Annotated in this window: 18 protein-coding genes; 13 read left to right on the forward strand and 5 right to left on the reverse strand. The window is 37.3% G+C overall.

Going from position 1 to position 18239, the window contains the following annotated elements; translation table 11 throughout:
* Window positions 1-542: 542 nt before the first annotated feature.
* On the forward strand, window positions 543-1922 hold the full coding sequence (locus tag MMF97_RS00005; RefSeq protein ID WP_243357433.1) for an exonuclease domain-containing protein: 1380 nt from the start codon (window positions 543-545) through the stop codon (window positions 1920-1922).
* On the opposite strand, the gene MMF97_RS00010 is transcribed toward MMF97_RS00005, so the two are convergent.
* The gene (locus tag MMF97_RS00010) at window positions 1923-2474 is read right to left on the reverse strand and encodes a hypothetical protein (RefSeq protein ID WP_243357434.1); all 552 of its coding nucleotides are present in this window, start codon (window positions 2472-2474) and stop codon (window positions 1923-1925) included.
* A 125-nt stretch (window positions 2475-2599) separates the two neighbouring features.
* Window positions 2600-5236, reverse strand: a complete 2637-nt coding sequence (locus tag MMF97_RS00015) for a valine--tRNA ligase (protein WP_243357435.1) — start codon at window positions 5234-5236, stop codon at window positions 2600-2602.
* A gap of 105 nt (window positions 5237-5341) precedes the next feature.
* Here MMF97_RS00015 and MMF97_RS00020 point away from each other — a divergent pair, with 105 nt between their 5' ends.
* The 8 genes from MMF97_RS00020 (at window position 5342) to MMF97_RS00050 (ending at window position 11451) form a co-directional block, all read left to right on the forward strand.
* Window positions 5342-5812: a GNAT family N-acetyltransferase gene (locus MMF97_RS00020; protein ID WP_243357436.1), complete on the forward strand. Its 471-nt coding sequence runs from the start codon at window positions 5342-5344 to the stop codon at window positions 5810-5812.
* A gap of 59 nt (window positions 5813-5871) precedes the next feature.
* Window positions 5872-6021 carry a hypothetical protein gene (locus tag MMF97_RS00025; RefSeq protein ID WP_243357437.1) on the forward strand — a complete coding sequence of 50 codons (150 nt, stop codon included), beginning with the start codon at window positions 5872-5874 and terminating at the stop codon, window positions 6019-6021.
* A gap of 264 nt (window positions 6022-6285) precedes the next feature.
* Window positions 6286-7314, forward strand: coding sequence for a methionine ABC transporter ATP-binding protein (locus tag MMF97_RS00030; protein WP_243357438.1), 1029 nt, complete (start codon window positions 6286-6288; stop codon window positions 7312-7314).
* The gene (gene metI, locus MMF97_RS00035) at window positions 7307-7963 is read left to right on the forward strand and encodes a methionine ABC transporter permease MetI (RefSeq protein WP_243357439.1); all 657 of its coding nucleotides are present in this window, start codon (window positions 7307-7309) and stop codon (window positions 7961-7963) included. The genes MMF97_RS00030 and metI overlap by 8 nt, the downstream gene beginning before the upstream one ends.
* A 15-nt stretch (window positions 7964-7978) precedes the next feature.
* Window positions 7979-8788 (forward strand): methionine ABC transporter substrate-binding lipoprotein MetQ, encoded by an 810-nt coding sequence (gene metQ, locus MMF97_RS00040; protein ID WP_243357440.1) that lies wholly within the window; start codon window positions 7979-7981, stop codon window positions 8786-8788.
* Window positions 8789-8837: 49 nt separating this feature from the next.
* Window positions 8838-8909, forward strand: a complete 72-nt coding sequence (locus MMF97_RS14650; RefSeq protein ID WP_394801156.1) for a helix-turn-helix domain-containing protein — start codon at window positions 8838-8840, stop codon at window positions 8907-8909.
* A gap of 188 nt (window positions 8910-9097) precedes the next feature.
* The gene (locus MMF97_RS00045) at window positions 9098-9478 is read left to right on the forward strand and encodes a nuclear transport factor 2 family protein (RefSeq protein WP_243357441.1); all 381 of its coding nucleotides are present in this window, start codon (window positions 9098-9100) and stop codon (window positions 9476-9478) included.
* A 188-nt stretch (window positions 9479-9666) separates the two neighbouring features.
* On the forward strand, window positions 9667-11451 hold the full coding sequence (locus MMF97_RS00050) for an aromatic amino acid hydroxylase (RefSeq protein ID WP_243357442.1): 1785 nt from the start codon (window positions 9667-9669) through the stop codon (window positions 11449-11451).
* 106 nt (window positions 11452-11557) lie between these two features.
* Here MMF97_RS00050 and MMF97_RS00055 read toward each other — a convergent pair whose 3' ends face one another.
* Complete coding sequence (locus MMF97_RS00055) at window positions 11558-12112, reverse strand: PhnA domain-containing protein (RefSeq protein WP_243357443.1); 555 nt, start codon at window positions 12110-12112, stop codon at window positions 11558-11560.
* Between the two features lie 166 nt (window positions 12113-12278).
* On the opposite strand from MMF97_RS00055, the gene MMF97_RS00060 reads away from it, so the two are divergent.
* Both MMF97_RS00060 and MMF97_RS00065 read left to right on the forward strand, forming a co-directional pair.
* Window positions 12279-12980, forward strand: coding sequence for an SDR family oxidoreductase (locus tag MMF97_RS00060; protein WP_243357444.1), 702 nt, complete (start codon window positions 12279-12281; stop codon window positions 12978-12980).
* A gap of 79 nt (window positions 12981-13059) precedes the next feature.
* A complete protein-coding gene (locus MMF97_RS00065) occupies window positions 13060-13626 on the forward strand; it encodes a C40 family peptidase (RefSeq protein ID WP_243357445.1) in 567 nt (188 codons plus the stop codon).
* A gap of 78 nt (window positions 13627-13704) precedes the next feature.
* Here the strand turns inward: MMF97_RS00065 and MMF97_RS00070 are convergent, their stop codons facing one another.
* Together MMF97_RS00070 and MMF97_RS00075 are read right to left on the reverse strand one after the other, a co-directional pair.
* The gene (locus MMF97_RS00070; protein ID WP_243357446.1) at window positions 13705-14592 is read right to left on the reverse strand and encodes a flavin reductase family protein; all 888 of its coding nucleotides are present in this window, start codon (window positions 14590-14592) and stop codon (window positions 13705-13707) included.
* A gap of 1 nt (window position 14593) precedes the next feature.
* The gene (locus MMF97_RS00075; RefSeq protein ID WP_243357447.1) at window positions 14594-15592 is read right to left on the reverse strand and encodes a fumarylacetoacetate hydrolase family protein; all 999 of its coding nucleotides are present in this window, start codon (window positions 15590-15592) and stop codon (window positions 14594-14596) included.
* A gap of 314 nt (window positions 15593-15906) precedes the next feature.
* On the opposite strand from MMF97_RS00075, the gene MMF97_RS00080 reads away from it, so the two are divergent.
* Both MMF97_RS00080 and hppD read left to right on the forward strand, forming a co-directional pair.
* Window positions 15907-17073: a homogentisate 1,2-dioxygenase gene (locus MMF97_RS00080; protein ID WP_243357448.1), complete on the forward strand. Its 1167-nt coding sequence runs from the start codon at window positions 15907-15909 to the stop codon at window positions 17071-17073.
* 25 nt (window positions 17074-17098) lie between these two features.
* On the forward strand, window positions 17099-18226 hold the full coding sequence (hppD, locus tag MMF97_RS00085) for a 4-hydroxyphenylpyruvate dioxygenase (RefSeq protein WP_243357449.1): 1128 nt from the start codon (window positions 17099-17101) through the stop codon (window positions 18224-18226).
* Window positions 18227-18239 lie beyond the last annotated feature (13 nt).

Genomic DNA, 18239 nt, shown 5'->3' on the forward strand with positions numbered 1-18239 from the left:
CAACCTCCCTTCTCCATCGCCTGCCCTCTGTCCTTACCTCCGTAAGCGGAGTGCAAAGGTAGAAATCTTTTCGGCTTCCGCAAAATATTTCTGAAAATATTTTGAAGTTTTTTTTCTCTGCCACTCCCATCTACATCCCTCTCCAAAACTCCCCTTAAGTATCTCTATTAGCTCTTCAACCTGCGTCCCTTACCTCCGTAAGCGGAGTGCAAAAGTAGAAATCTTTTCCCAGTTTCCAAACCAGAACCAAACATTTCCCCATAACAAAATCATAACTACATAGCTATCAACGAGAAAAAATTGGAAATTTATTCATATTCCCTTATCACAAACTTAATTCTCTATTGAAAAACCACATCTATGAGACTTATTCCAGGTTAAAAGTTTCCATTTTAACACCAAAAGCTGCTAACAAAAATGCCTGATAAAGCTATTGAAGAACATAAAACCCTATTATTTTAACCTTTTCTCATTCATTTTTTAAGGTGAAGATACATGCAGAATCTATTTTACTAAATAAATTAGCATTATATTTGCATGTGATGAGCCCAAAACAACAGTCCTCTTTATTCGCCATTGTAGATATTGAAACTACCGGAGGCTATGCTTCTGGAAACGGTATTACTGAAATTGCCATTTATATATATGATGGTAATCAAATTGTAGATGAGTATCAGACCTTGATTAACCCGCAGCAACCTATTCCTTATTATATAGAAACCTTAACCGGTATCCATAATGATATGGTAAAGGATGCTCCAGTTTTTGAAGATGTAGCTTATATTATATATGAGAAATTAAAAGATAAGGTGTTTGTAGCGCATAATGTAAACTTTGACTACAACTTTGTTTCTCATCAACTCAAAAATGCGGGATTCGATTTTAAAGCACCTAAATTGTGTACCGTAAGGTTAGCCCGGAAATACCTGCCCGGATTTGCTTCTTATAGTTTGGGCAAATTGTGTGATCATTTAGGTATTAATATTACAAGCCGCCACCGTGCTGCCGGCGATGCCAGAGCAACTGTAACTTTATTTGAGCATATTATACAGAAGAGTGGCCTTGATGAACTCTTCCATTCTGGCAAGCTCAAGGCAAAAGAACAACGCTTTCCATCGCACGTTCACAGTAAAGACCTTGAAAACCTGCCTAGCAAACCTGGTGTTTATTTTTTCAGGGATAAAGCGGGTAAACTTATCTATGTAGGCAAAGCAACCAATATCAGAAAAAGGGTTAACAGTCATTTTATTGGAGAGAACCTCTCTGCTCGTCGTCAAAAATTTATTGACGAGATATTTCATATCGATTTTGAAGAAACCGGTACTGAATTAATGGCCTTGCTTAAAGAATGTCATTATATTAAACATAATTGGCCTACTTACAATAATGCTTTAAAAAAATATGAGCCTAAGTTTGGCCTTATTGATTATATAGACAACAGAGGCTTATTGAGGCTTTGCATTATCAAAATGAAAAAAGGCTTAACAGCACTCAGGTATTTTCAGAACGTATATGAAAGCACAGCTTATTTACTTAAACTTATTCAAGAGTTTGACCTGAGTTTTTCGCTATGTAGTTTTTATGCTGAAAGTCCGGCCCGGCAAGATCAGCAAAAAGCCTTGGCAGAGATTGATTTTGATAGCTACAATGAAAAGGCAACCAATGCGGTAGATTTTATTAAAAACGACACCGAAAGTTTTGTACTTATAGATAACGGACGAAACCCGGAAGAATACAGTTATATATATTATAGGCACAACAGTGTATATGCTTTGGGGTTTACAGAAAAGGATAATTCTTTTAGCTGTACCGAGGATCTGGTTAAAAACGAAGATCTATGCCACAGTAATTATTACATGTGTAATCTTGTAAAAAATTATGCGCTGAAATTTCCTTATAAAGTGAAGGATATTTCTGGTTAATCACTTATTTAGTTTTATAGGTTTGATTGAATTGATCACAAAAGTGTATTTTCCCAGATCATATCCTCTAAAATCGGCTACCTGAATATATTTTACATCGGCTCTTTTCCCCTGACGTTGCAAACTAGCTTGTATAGTATAGTGCTGCCCTTTTTCTAATTGTTTAGCTTGATTGTCTGAAATAATACCATTCACAGTAATCTGGATATAATTGAGCAAGCTTTTCAATGGCCTTGTGGTATCGCTGTAACCTGTAAAAACAGCTACTTTAACTGGCTGACCACTTTCTACTGTATCTTTTACGGTTTCTACCTGTAAAGGCATATTCTGTAAAAAATCAGGTTCATTACTCCAGTGGATAACTTCACGTTGAAATTTATCGGTAGTTTCGGGATTAGACTCATTATTCTCTACCCAATTTTTATGCTGGTTGATAAAATCGCTCAGTTTTTGTTCTATTACAACATTTGATTTTAATTCTTCGGTCTGCTTCTGATCGCCACTGCAAGAAAATAAAAACATTAATAAAATTAGTCCAAAAGAAACTCTCATAATTATTGTAATAAAGGTTATACGGACTAAAGTAAGATTTATTTCAGAATATCTTGTTCTTAGCAGCATAAAAAAAGCCATCCCGATTTAATCAGAATGGCTTTCTCGTTTTCAATTAAATTATTTTATAAAGCTGCTAAGCTTTCTTTTATCGTAGCTATTTTCGATACCGCTTCTGCTTTCTTATTGCGCTCATTCGCTACAATATCTGCTTTCGCATTTTGAACAAATCTTTCGTTACTTAATTTAGCATCTACAGATTTTAAGAAACCTTCCAGATATTCAAGCTCTTTAGTTAAACGTTCTTTTTCGGCGTCAACATCTATATTCTGCGCTAAAGGAATAAAGAATTCATCTTTACCTACCAAAAAGTTAGCTGCTCCCGCTACTTTTTCGGTAACAAAAACAACTTCACTTATATTAGCCAGTTTACTGATTACATTTAACCATTTACTGTAATCGGTACCAGATTGTACATTGATATTTAAATTAAGTGCTTCTTTTGGCGAAATCTGACGTGTGTTTCTTACATTCCTGATTTCAGACACCAATGTTTTTATCAGTTCGGCTTCTTTAAGCAATTCTTCATTAACAGAACCAATAACCGGATACTGCGCTACAATGCAGCATTCTTTTTCGGTACGTGCACCAAACAATTCATCATGGTACAATTCTTCTGTAAGAAAAGGCATGAACGGATGCAGCAAACGTAAAATCTGTTCAAAGAATTGAATAGTGGCTTTTTTGGTTTCTGCATCAACAGGTTGCTGGTATGCAGGTTTTACCATTTCAAGATACCATGAGCAGAAATCATCCCATACCAGTTTATAGCTGGCCGTTAAGGCTTCTGATAAACGATATTGCTTAAAGTTATGCTCAATTTCAGTTAAGGCTTCATTAAAACGGCTCTCAAACCAAGCGATGGTTTGTGCATTAGGGTTTTCTAGATTGCTATCAACTTCCCAACCTTTAACCAAACGGAAAGCGTTCCAAACTTTATTGGCAAAGTTTCTTCCCTGTTCGCAATAGGCTTCATCAAACATCAGGTCGTTACCCGCAGGTGATGACATTAACATCCCTACCCGCACCCCATCTGCTCCGTATTGCTCAATTAAACCAATAGGATCTGGTGAGTTACCTAATGATTTAGACATCTTACGTCCTATCTTATCTCTTACAATACCGGTTAGATATACATTGCTAAATGGTTTTTCACCCCTAAACTCATGTCCTGCCATGATCATACGTGCTACCCAGAAAAACAAGATTTCAGGAGCAGTAACCAAATCATTGGTAGGATAATAATAATTGATATCCGGATTATCAGGGTTTTTAAATCCATCAAATACCGAGATAGGCCATAACCATGAGGAGAACCAGGTATCCATTACATCATCGTCCTGACGGATGTCGTTAGCTGAAAAACTTAATTCAGTACCATTGGCCTGTTTTTTAAATTCTTCATAAGCTTCTTCTCTGGTTTTGGCTACCACCCACTCATCTTTGGGATTGTACCAGGCCGGAATACGCTGTCCCCACCATAACTGACGTGAAATATTCCAGTCTCTTACATTTTCCATCCAATGGCGGTAAGTATTGATAAACTTATCAGGAATAAGCTTTACCTCGCCATCTACTACCGAATCTAAAGCTGGTTGGGCCAGCTCTTTCATCTTTACGAACCATTGTAAGGAAACTTTAGGTTCTATAACCGCATCCGTACGTTCAGAAAAACCTACCTGCGATTTATAGTCTTCTACTTTTTCAAGATTACCGGCTTCTTCCAGCATCTTGGCAATTTTTTTACGGGCAATAAAACGATCTTCACCTATTAAAATTTCGGCTTTCTCATTCAATTTACCATCATCATCTAAAATATCTAAAAACGGGGTAAGATCATATTTAATACCCAGTTCATAATCGTTAATATCATGAGCCGGCGTAACTTTTAAACAGCCTGTACCAAATTCCATATCTACATATTCATCGGCCATGATCTCAATTTCACGACCAATTAAAGGAATGCTTACTTTTTTACCTAACAGATCTTTGAAACGCTCATCGGCAGGGTTTACAAAAACGGCTGCATCGGCCATGATGGTTTCAGGTCTTGTAGTGGCAATGGTTACATATTTATCGGTACTGCCTGTTACAAAATATTTAATGTAGTATAGTTTCTGGTTAACTTCTTTACGAATTACCTCTTCATCAGAGATAGAGGTCTTTCCAAGTGGATCCCAGTTTACCATACGGTATCCGCGGTAAATCCAGCCTTTTTTGTATAAATGGATAAAACAATCTATAACCGCTTCAGAAAGATCCTCTTCCATGGTAAAGCGTGTACGATCCCAATCACAACTAGCTCCCAGCTTTTTCAACTGCTCAAGGATAATACCCCCGTACTTTTCTTTCCACTCCCAGGCATGCTCCAAAAACTTCTCACGACTTAAATCGGCTTTGTTAATACCTTGTTCTTTAAGCATGGTTACCACTTTAGCTTCTGTTGCAATAGAAGCATGGTCTGTACCCGGTACCCAGCAGGCATTTTTACCCTGCATACGGGCTTTCCTGATCAATACATCCTGTATGGTATTGTTAAGCATATGCCCCATGTGCAATACACCCGTAACATTTGGTGGAGGTATTACAATAGTATAAGGTTCACGCTCATCGGGCTCAGAGTGAAAAAATTTATGCTCCAGCCAGTAGCTATACCATTTCTCTTCGGTTTCTTTAGGATTGTATTTTGTAGCTATACTCATGTAAAAGGTATTCAAATCTGTTGCAAAAGTACGTTTTTAGGCACATATTTTAAAGGGTATGAAACCGAGAAAAGTTTACCTTTACAGTTGTAAACAATCAGCTTAATGAGAATAGTTAGCCAGAGCCAGTTAAATAAAGCAGAAAAACAACAGGTTTTAAACTTATGGAACAATGAATATCCCGAAAAACTGGCTTACAAAAATGCAGAAGAATTTGAGGAATATCTGAATCATTTAACCGAACAGCATCATTATTTATTAAAAGACGAAACAGAAAATATACAGGGCTGGGCTTTTACTTTTAAAAGAGCGGATGAAAAATGGTTTGCAATCATGATTTCCGGAGAACTTCAGGGCAAGGGAACCGGCACCCAAATACTGAACCAACTAAAAGAAAATGAAAGCGAATTGAACGGTTGGGTAATTGACCATGATGACGACAAAAAATTAAACGGTGACGCTTACAGATCTCCTCTTGCATTTTATGAGAAAAACGGGTTCGAAATTATTTCGGCAATAAGGCTCGAACTCGAAACTTTATCTGCTGTGAAAATAAAATGGCAACGCCGAAACTAATTATTAAACAGAGAAGCTGTTGAAAATAAACAGCATATTTTTTCTTGCACAATAAAATAATGATTAGTTTTGCAGCGCATCCAGAAAAAAGCTGGATTACAAGATTAGAAATGATTACAAACTTTACCACATATAACATGCATAAAACATCAAAGATGATGGCTTATTGCTGTATGATGATGCCATTGGCATATCAATGTATCGGGTAAAGTAAAACATAAAAAATATAGTTTAAGCCACCGATACCTTCGGTGGCTTTTTTTATGAAATAAAACGAATGAAGATGGAACAGACATTAAGAAACATGAATATTAAACATTGCTACATGATCAATAAAATGATGATGTGCCGCTATATGTCTAAAATTCGATGTCGCCGTATGTAACCCCGTCTGATGAAATTGTCAAAGGCTTTACGGTAAATCGTAAAGCCTTTTTTGTTTTTATCCCTATCCAAAAAATTATTAGCATATCATGATTGAAATAAAGAACATATCCAAAACATTTTACCACAAGAAACAGGCTTTTAAAGCGCTGGAAAATGTGAGCTTAAATGTACAACAGGCAGATATTGTCGGAATCATCGGTTTATCCGGAGCCGGTAAAAGTACATTGATACGTAGTGTAAATCTCTTAGAAAAACCCGATGAAGGGCAGATTATTGTTAACGGCACCAACTTAACAGCTTTAAGTGCTAAACAACTGGCCAAAGAAAGAAAAAGAATTGGAATGATTTTTCAGCATTTCAACCTGCTTTCATCTAGAACAGTTTTTGACAATATCGCTTTGCCTTTAGAACTGGATCACGTTTCTAAAAGTGAAATCCGGGAAAAAGTTAACCGACTTTTAGAAATCGTAGGTCTGCAAGAGAAGGCCCATGAATACCCAAAAAATCTTTCAGGAGGTCAGAAACAACGGGTAGCTATTGCCCGGGCATTGGCTAACGATCCCCATTTATTGCTGTGTGATGAAGCCACCAGTGCTTTAGACCCCAGCACAACACAAGCCATTTTACAATTGCTTAGAGATATTAATCAGCGTTTAGGCATTACCATTTTATTGATTACCCATGAAATGGAAGTACTCAAAGCAATCTGTAATCACGTTGCCGTTATAGACAAAGGCAAATTAGTTTTAAAAGGCACCTTAGACGATATCATTTCAAACAAAGAACATCCGGTCATTAAACAATTTATTACATCAGGAACCATGACTATACCTAGTGGATTAAGCAGCAGGCTGCAAAATGAACCCGAAGAGGGTTTGTTTCCCATCATTGAAGTTGAACTTAACGGCAACATCTCATTTGAGAAGCTGTTAACAGTAGTACAGCAAGACTACAATATTTCATACAGGTTGCTAAAAGCAGAAGTAGAATATTTTGGCGGTGCCAACTTTGGCAAAGTACTCTTGCATTTACAAGGCAGTACAGAAGAAAACAAAGGCATCTTTCAATTCTTAAATCAAAAAAACATTCAAAACATCATAAAAGGATATGCTTAACGAAACCACTCTTTCTCTTTTGTTAAAAGGTCTTGGAGAAACTATTTTTATGACTTTTGCTTCAGGGTTTTTTGGCTTTTTACTCGGTCTGCCCACAGGCATTATTTTGTTTCTTACCAGAAAGGGGCAATTGCTTGAGCACAGGTTCTATAATCGAATTCTGGCTTTATTGGTAAATGTATTCCGCTCCATTCCATTTATTATTTTAATTGTATGGATGATCCCTTTTACACGAACGCTGGTAGGTACTTCTATAGGTGTAAGTGCAGCTTTGGTGCCTTTAAGTATAGGAGCCGCTCCTTTTATTGCAAGGCTGGTAGAAAACAGTTTACTGGAAGTTCCGGGCGGGTTAACCGAAGCCGCAAGGGCCTTAGGCGCTAGCCCATTGCAGATTATTAGAAAAATATTGCTTCCCGAAGCACTGCCTTCGCTCATTAACAATGCCGCCATTACCTTAATTACACTTGTAGGTTATTCTGCAATGGGTGGTGCTGTGGGTGCCGGTGGTTTGGGACAAATAGGCTATCAATACGGCTACATCGGTTATGATGCAGCTATTATGAACTCGGTATTGATCCTGCTGATAATGCTGGTATTTATCATCCAGTTTTTGGGCGATAAACTTTCAAAAAAATTCGATCACAAATAAAAAATATATAGAACAATGAAAACCATTAAATCAATTTTAATCATAGCCCTTGTAGGTGGGCTAATTTCATGCAGAAATACTTCAACAAAAGATAATCCCAATTACATTAAGGTTGGTATAACTTCAGGACCTGAAAAAGAACTGGCAGAAACGGCAAAAAAAGTTGCCAAAGAAAAATACAATTTAGAAATTGAACTGGTAGATTTTAACGACTATGTAGTTCCAAATGAAGCGCTGAACAATGGCGATATAGATGCAAATGCTTTTCAGCACGTCCCTTATTTAGAACAGCAGTCCAAACAAAGGGGCTACAAACTGGCTGTAATCGGGAATACCTTTGTTTATCCGATTGTTGCTTATTCAAAAAAGATCAAAAGCATTGCTGAACTAAAAGATGGCAGTACCATTGTTATTCCAAATGACCCTACAAATGGCGGAAGATCTCTGCTCTTATTACAAAAAAATGGTCTTTTAACTTTAAAGGATGGTGTAGGTTTATTGCCCAAAGTAACAGACATCACGGCAAATCCCAAGCATTTAAAAATTTTAGAGATAGAAGCGCCACAATTGCCACGTGTATTGGATGATAAAGAAGTTACTCTTGCCATTATCAACAACAACTTTGCAACTCAGGCCGGATTAGATGCAGCACAATATGGCATTCTTAAAGAAGATAAAAATTCTCCTTATGTAAATGTAATTGCTGCAAGACAAGATAACAAAGACACTGAAAAAGTTAAAAACTTTGTAAAAGCTTACCAATCTGACGAAGTTGCAAAAACTGCCGAAAGAATATTTAAAGGTGGTGCTGTAAAGGGCTGGTAATTCATGAATTGAGATGAACCTGTAAAGTCTTACAGATAGAAAAACGAACATTTATCTAAAAATTATTTGTAAGGCTTTAAACTGTCAACCTGGCGCTATACTGGAATATGTGGATGATTAAAAAATAACCCGTTCTTAATCTCCACATATCTTACAAAATTCATAAATGCACTTAGGTAATGATGAGTTCAACCTGTTAATATAAGAATTCATATCTTAGGCCAGGTCTAATCATTACCGGTAATTTAACATGAATGTTTTAAAATCAAAAGAAGAAAAACGGATGGGCCTAAAACTCAGTACACATTTATGAACAACAGATTATTAATTATCCAAAATTACATTGAAGGCTATAATCAGTTTGACATCGAAAAAATGATCAGGGATTTTGAGAATGATATTGTTTTTCAGAATGTTCAAAACGGGGAAATTACCCTTAGCTTGGAAGGGATAGAAGAATTTAAACAACAGGCAGAGCAAGCTTGTACTTATTTTTCTGAAAGGCAACAGATCATCACCTCATACCATCATCAGGATAAACAGACTGAAATAGAGATCGATTACCAGGCAACACTGGCAATTGACCTGCCTAATGGAATGAAAAAAGGAGATCAGCTTCGGCTTAAAGGAAAATCCATTTTTGAGTTTTCTGCGAATGATAAAATTATCAAACTGACAGATATCAGTTAACGTTAACAAGCATTTGCAAACTTGGATTCTGAAACTAAGAATCCATATAGTCTAAACTGATATCCTCTTAAACGGTATTTTGGTCTATAACCTGTAAATAAAACGTTAAAAAAAATCAAAACACGCCTGTTTTCTTTGATTCGTAGGTAAAACCATCTAATTTAGACTCTTTAAAAGAACATGCAGAAATGAGCGATTTTAATGATTTTAATAATCAGCAAGTAGCTAAATTGCCTAAGCATTTAAGGCAGTTTATTGTAGATCAGAATTACGAAAAGTATACGCCAATTGACCAAGCGGTTTGGCGTTATGTAATGCGTCAAAACTACAGTTATTTAAAGCATGTTGCCTATTATCCGTACATCAAAGGCTTACAGCGTGCAGGATTAAGTATAGAATATATTCCTGATCTGCAAACCATGAATGACAATTTAGGTAAAATTGGCTGGGGTGCAGTTACAGTTGATGGTTTCATCCCTCCCGCAGCATTTATGGAATATCAGGCCTACAGGGTACTGGTAATTGCTGCAGATATTCGCCAGATCAATCATATCGAATATACACCAGCTCCAGATATTATACATGAAAGTGCAGGACATGCACCTATTATTGCTGATACCGACTACAATAACTATCTAAGTTATTTTGGTTCTATCGGCGCCAAAGCCATGTTTTCAAGCAAAGATTTTGAACTTTATGAAACCATTAGGAAGTTATCTATCTTAAAAGAAGCGCCTGATGCCGATGAAGCCGAAATTGCCAAAACAGAAAAAGAACTGAAGTTCATTTCTGAAAATATGGGCGAACCTTCTGAAATGGCTTTATTAAGTCGCTTACACTGGTGGACAGTAGAATACGGGCTGATTGGCACGCTTGAAGATCCTAAAATTTACGGTGCCGGATTGCTTTCTTCTATAGGCGAAAGTGCAAGCTGCATGGACCCGAAAGTTAAAAAGATCTGGTATGATATGCATACCATAAATTATGCTTACGATATTACCAAAGAGCAGCCGCAATTGTTTGTAACCCCTACTTTTCAGAACCTGATTGATGTGCTTGAACAATTTGCCGATACTATGGCATTTAGACGTGGGGGCAGTGAAAGCATTTTAAAAGCCATTGAATGTAAAAACCCAGGTACGGCCGTTTACAGTTCGGGCTTACAGGTTACGGGTATATTTACCGATTTAGGATTAGATGCTCAAAATGAGTTGACTTTTATTAAAACAACCGGTCCTTCTGCGCTTGCGTTTGGTGGTAAAGAACTTCCTGGTCATGGAAAAACTTACCATCGTGATGGTTTTTCTTCGCCTGTAGGTAAACTGAAAGGTGTACAAAAAGCTTTAGAAGATCATCATGTAAATGAGCTAGCTGAATTGGGTATTGTTAAAGATCAGGTTTGTGAACTTGTTTTTGAAAGCGGCATTAAGGTTAAGGGTACACTGAGTGCAATGCTTTTTAAAGAAGATAAGTTGATTCTCCTCACTTTTGAAAACTGTGAGGTAAAAGAAGAGAATGGCAATATCCTGTTTCAACCAGAATGGGGTGTTTATGATATGGCCGTTGGCGAAAAAATCGTATCTGTATTTAATGGCGCTGCCGATAAAGGTGCTTACGAGGAGATTACACACATCAGCAACCAGTTTACACATAAAATTACTTATGATGAAGCCACTAAATGTTTACACTTACTGTACCAACAGGTAAGAGACATTCGTGAAAGCGGAAATGGCAATGAAAATCTGAGCAGTATTTTTAACGAATTGAAAACTGCATACAGACACGATTGGTTATGTGCCATGCAGATATTAGAAATCTTACATGACAGAAAATCAGATCCTTCATTAGAAAAAGAAGTGAGGATTTACCTGGAAATGAAAGCTGTAACCGAAAAAGAACTAACCAAATTGATTAATGATGGTTTTCATGTTATCGAAAATCCGGTTACGCAGTTAATTACAGTTGAAGATTAATGAAATAACTCTATTTCAATAGAGAAAGCGACGTTACTCTAAAATGCAGACATCAAATAAAAAGGGGCGAAATTCATATTTCGCCCCTTTTTATTTTTATAAATGTTTAATTATTCTTCTTCACATATTTGGTTAAAATAACAATCATCTGATCGTTTATCTTGCCTTCAACCTGCTCAACATTATCCTGTACCAGTCTTATGCGTTTAACCACAGTTCCTTTAGGTGCACTGAAATTGGTTCCTTTTACATCCAAAGCTTGGGTTAAAACAACGGTATCTCCGGTTTCAAGCACATTACCAAATGCATCTTTATGTATTTCTGCAGTTTCCAAACCATTCAATGCCCACTGTACAACATCTTCATCTAAATCTACCATACTCAATACATTTTCAGCCCAGTCTTCGCCTTTATAAGTCTGTAACAAACGATAGCTTAAAGCCTGTACACTTGGTTCAGGATTCCAAATGCTCCCCTCTAAACAACGCCAGTAATAACCTTTATCGCTCCCTTCCATATTGGCTACACACTCATCACATACTGCCACCTGATTTTCTATACTATCATCCTTTTTAGGGCTTACCGTATAAGCAATTGTGGCTTCATTTTTACTACATACCTCACATAACCCTCCGCTACGCTCTTGTAATTTGCTTACCATGTTCTAAATTTGATTTTGCGCAAAGGTAAGTTTTACCGCCATGCTTTCAAAACAGCCTGTCAAAATATGGGAGTACCATATTTATCTTATCTTTGCAGCCATACTGATATTTTAAGAACAAATTGGATAAAATTTCGCTCTGTTCTTTTCCTTTAAGTTATTTAACATGAATATTATTATTACGGGAGCCAGCAGCGGCATTGGCTTTGAAGCTGCACTTGAATTTACTTTAGATCCAAAAAATACTGTTTTGTGTATTGCCCGCTCGGCCGATAAATTAAGAAAGCTGCATGAAATAGCTACAGGGATTACACCTGAGTGTAAATTATTACCTGTTGCTTTTGATACCGTAAGAGACGATTACAATGCTTTGATCCCTTTTATTAAAGAGAAATTAGGCAAAATTGATATTCTGATCAACAATGCAGGGGCTTTGATCAACAAACCATTTTTAGAAACAACTGAAAATGATTTGGCCGATATGCTCGAAACCAATGTAATGAGCCATTTTAAAATGATCAAATACACCTTACCTTTTATGGAAAAAGGAAGCCATATTGTAAATATTGGCAGCATGGGCGGTTTTCAGGGCAGTGTTAAATTTACAGGTCTATCTGCCTATTCTGCCAGCAAAGGTGCATTGCATACTTTAACAGAATGCTTAGCACAAGAACTGGTGGATACAGGTATAAAAATCAATTGCCTGGCCTTGGGTTCTGCACAAACAGAAATGTTAGAAGCAGCTTTTCCGGGATACGAAAGTCCGGTTATGGCTTTTGAAATGGGAAAATACATTGCCGATTTTGCCAAAACAGGTCATAAATTTTTCAATGGTAAAATATTGCCCGTGGCCGTTACTACCCCCTAAAAACCTTAAAAAACCCAAACTAAACCAATAGTTTTCAACAAATTAAGCTTTTTTTGATTTGTTTATTTAATTTGCGAACATGAAGAACACCCTTATAGTTCTCTTCTTTTTAATGACTGTAAGCTTAAGCAGTTTTGCACAGCAGCAAAAGACAGAAAAATTAGAAAAAGAGAAAGAAGTTTCTTTACCACAACAGTACCACGAAATCGTAACCGGCATTTTAAGTAAAATACCTGATGCCGCATCTTCTAAAGTAAACCAGATGATGGATTTTGCCAAGTCGCTGTTAGGTACCCGTTACAGGTATGCATCAAGCAATCCTGAAAGAGGTTTTGATTGCTCAGGCTTTGTGACTTATGTATTAAAGCAGTTTGGTTTTAGTGGCGCACGTTCATCAGTGGATTATGCATCAAAAGGTAAAACCGTAAAATTAGCAGATGCCAAAGTTGGCGATGTACTGGTATTTACAGGTAGCAATGCCAAGATCAGAAGACCGGGACACGTAGGAATTATTTATTCCATTGATCAGGATGGTAATATTAAATTTATACATTCTTCATCAGGTAAAGCAAAAGGGGTAACCATTACAGATTTAGAAGGTTATTATAAAACCCGTTTAATGAAAGCGGTAACAGTGGTAGAATAAACGAACATTAAAAATAGATCATAAAAAAGCCCGGTATTTTAAACAAATCACCGGGCTTTTATTTTATTGCGATTAGCTTTACAACAAAACTATTTTTAATGCATCAGCTACATTGCCTTCTTTTAAGAATAATTTAGCCAGCTCATGCAGTTCTCTTTCTCTATTGTTCTCATCACCAATGGTTGCATCTAAAATGTCTTTCACATTAACCTGGTAACGGATCGCTTCTATTTCTTCTGTTGTTGGTAAGTGCTCAACATTACCCAACATCCCTAAGTCATTTCCGCTAAGTACTTTTGAGTTGCGTACGTTATGAGGCAGTCTATCTACACCTATCCCTAAAGTAGCTAAAGGTTTAGCCACTTTGAACAGATTTTCTGCCGTAACACGGCAATACCAGTCGCCACCTAAACGGGCTACCAAATCTATTTTCTGCTGATCTATTCTACCATCAGCATCTAAGATTTCTTCTTTGATATGAATACGCTTGATTTCTGCTATAACCAGATTACCTGCGCCATTCTTTTCACCTAAAGCAATTACATCATTAATTACGCATTCTAACTGAACGGGGGCTTCTGCCACTCGCGGTGGTTTAACCAGATCTGATTTTAGCATGGTAAAACCAGCTTTCTCAAATTCGTTTACACCTTTTGCATATTCGGTACTGGCCAAACTGGTTTGTTGTACCATCGCGTAATTAACAATATTAATTACACACTCCTTAACCGCTAAAACATTTTCGAGCGTATGCTTTGTTGTATTATCTCTAACCCTTCGTGCTGGCGAAAAAACACATACCGGTGGGTTTGAACCCATTAAATTAAAAAAACTGAAAGGGCTCAGATTTACATTTCCTTCTGCATCTATGGTACTGGCAAAACAAATTGGCCTTGGTGCAATGGCATATTGCAAATAGTTCTGCAATTGTATAGGGTTCAGATCTTTGCAATCTAGACTTAGCATTTTATTTCTTTTTAAGCGCCAGGATAGAGAAATCTGTTTCTTCTTTGGTAATTACATTGGTTAAACAACCCAGACCGGTAATTTCCATTTCCACGTTATCGCCCGGTTGTAACCATTGCACTTTATACTCAGGATTATTTAACAAGCCTGTACCGTTCAATTCTAAAAAGCAACCCGTTCCTACGGTACCCGAACCAATTACATCGCCCGGTAAAATATCTGCTCCATAAGCACAACGCTCTATAATTTCTGCAAATGTCCAGTCCATATCGGCCATATTACCTGCCGAAACTTCTATACCATTAACACGACAAATCATTTTCAGGTTATAGTTATTACCTGTGTGACCTTCTTTAGCTGCTACTTTATAAGGCTCCAGTTCATCAGGCGTAACCAGCCATGGGCCTATTACGGTACTAAAATCCTTGCCTTTGGCAGGGCCGAGATTAAGCAACATTTCTTCCATTTGCAGGGTACGAGCGCTCATATCGTTCATGATCATGTAACCAGCAATATAATCGTCTGCTTCTGCAGCTTTAATGTTCCTGCCTTTTTTACCTATCACCACCGCTACTTCCAGTTCAAAATCCAGTTTCTGAAAATGATCGGGCATACACAGAATTTCTCCCGGTCCTTGTATGGCATTATGATTGGTAAAATAGAAAATAGGATACTGATCAAACTCAGCAATCATATCAACTTTGCGGTTACGGCGGGCTGCTGCTACATGCTGACGAAAGGCATAACCATCTCTGCATGATGTTGGATGTGGCACAGGGGCCAGTATCTCATAAAATATCTCTTCTTTTGGACTGATCTTTCCCGAAAGAATATCTTCATTTACCTGCTTAGCTATTTCCATTAAGGGTTCACCACCTTGCAAAAAAGCATTCATATCATTTGGAATAAGCTTATTGCATGAGTTTAAATTATAGATATGTCCGTTTGCATAAATTCCTAAAAGTTCTTTATCATCGGTTTTATAAGATACCAGTTTCATAATCTAATATTTGATTTTTTCCGTTTCAAAGCTATGAAAAATTAATTAAGCCCTGTAAAATGATGTTCAAAATATTATATTTGGATTGTACCGATAAAAAGAGTTAAATTTGTGAAACACCAGATATGAGTTTAGTTCTAACATACCGTAACCATGATGCAGCTTCTGTACTTGCTGCCTTCAAATACGCGATGCTTTCTAAAATCATATTTGCGCAGTATTCTTTTTAGTCGTTTTCTTTATACGTCTGCATTAAGCGCTTTCGCGTTTTTGTTTTTATATACACATTAAACCTTAACCAATTACCTAAAGTTATGCCTATATATCATACATTAGGGCAAATCCCACCCAAAAGACATACGGTTTTTCGTAAACCCGATGGAAATCTTTACGCCGAAGAACTCGTTTCTACAGAAGGGTTTTCAAGCTTATATTCTTTGGTTTACCACTGTCATCCGCCAACCCTTGTAAAGGCATTGGGCGAACCTTATTCAGTAGAACCTAAAATTGCCCGTGCAAAACACCTGCGCCATACCAGTTTGATCGGTTTTAATATTAAACCTGTAGATGATTATCTGGAAAGTAGAAAACCTGTTTTGGTAAACGACGATCTGCATATTTCACTGGCAGCTCCGCGTAAATCAATGACCGATTACTTTTACAAGAACAGTCAGGCCGATGAAATGATTTTCATACACGAAGGTTCAGGCAAATTAAAGACGGGTTTTGGTGAAATCAAATTCGAATACGGAGATTATGTGATCGTACCTCGCGGAACGATTTATCAGATGGAATTTGACACAGAAAACAACAGATTGTTTATTGTAGAGAGTTTTAGCCCTTTACGCACGCCTAAACGTTACCGCAATGCTTTCGGACAGTTAGAAGAGCATTCTCCTTTCTGTGAGCGCGATATCAAACGTCCTGAAAATCTTCAAACTTTTGATGAAACCGGCGATTTCAAAATTTTAATTAAAAAACAAGGATTGATCTATCCTTATGTTTACGGCACCCACCCTTTTGATTACATAGGCTGGGATGGTTTTCATTATCCCTGGGCTTTCTCAATCCATAATTTTGAGCCAATAACAGGCCGCTTACATCAGCCACCTCCGGTACACCAGACTTTTGAAGCGCATAACTTTGTAGTGTGTTCTTTTGTACCTCGTAAATACGATTATCACCCTCTATCTATACCTGCTCCATACAATCACAGCAATGTTGACAGTGATGAAGTGCTGTACTATGTTGACGGCGATTTTATGAGCAGAAAAAGTGTGGTTAAAGGACAGATCACTTTACACCCGGGCGGCATACCTCACGGACCACATCCGGGAACGGTAGAAAAATCTATAGGACAGGAAAAAACAGAAGAACTGGCTGTAATGATAGATCCTTTCAGACCATTAATGTTAACCGAAGATGCCATTGCTATTGAAGATGAAAGCTATCACAAAAGCTGGCAAATTAATATTGAATAACTTAAATACTTAATATTCACACAAAATGACACAGACATTTGCAGAGAAAATTGCCAAGGCACAGGATTTTCTTCCTATCAACGGAACAGATTATATCGAGTTTTATGTGGGTAATGCCAAACAGGCTGCTCATTTCTATAAAACTGCCTTTGGCTTTCAATCACTGGCATATGCCGGACCTGAAACCGGTGTTAAAGACAGAGCTTCTTATGTTGTACAACAAGGTAAGATCAGACTGATTTTTACTACCGCATTAAAATCAGATCATCCTATATCAGAACACGTTAAAAAACACGGAGATGGTGTTAAAGTTTTAGCACTTTGGGTTGACGATGCGTACAGCGCTTTTGAAGAAACAACCAAACGTGGTGGTAAACCTTTTTTAGCACCTCAAACTTTAACCGATGAGTTTGGTGAAATAAAAATGAGCGGTATTTACACTTATGGTGAAACCGTACATATGTTTATTGAGCGCAAAAACTATACAGGTACATTTATGCCGGGTTATGAAGCCTGGAACAGCGATTACAATCCTTCTGATGCGGGTTTACTTTATATAGACCATTGTGTGGGCAATGTGGGTTGGAACCGCATGAACGAAACCGTAAAATGGTATGAAGATGTAATGGGTTTTGTAAACATCTTATCGTTTGACGATAAGCAAATCAATACAGAATACTCAGCTTTAATGAGTAAGGTAATGAGCAATGGTAACGGTTTTTCTAAATTCCCGATTAACGAGCCGGCAGAAGGCAAGAAAAAATCGCAGATTGAAGAGTATTTAGAGTTTTATGAAGGCGAAGGTGTACAGCACATTGCCGTAGCTACTAAAGATATCGTAAAAACAGTAACCGAATTAAAAGCTCGTGGCGTTGAATTTTTAAGTGCTCCGCCTGAAGCTTATTATGAAATGATGCCAGGACGTGTAGGAGAAATTGATGAAGATATTGAACCTTTAAAAGCGTTAGGAATCTTGGTTGACTGTGACGAGGAAGGTTATTTGTTACAAATCTTTACCAAACCCGTTGAAGATCGCCCTACTTTGTTCTTTGAAATTATCCAAAGAAAGGGTGCCCAATCTTTTGGAGCAGGTAATTTTAAAGCCTTGTTCGAATCGATAGAAAGAGAACAGGCCCGCAGAGGAAATCTTTAAGTCTTGCATTAAT

The sequence above is a fragment of the Pedobacter montanisoli genome, assembly GCF_022809115.1.
GTDB classification, from domain to species: Bacteria; Bacteroidota; Bacteroidia; order Sphingobacteriales; family Sphingobacteriaceae; genus Pedobacter; species Pedobacter montanisoli.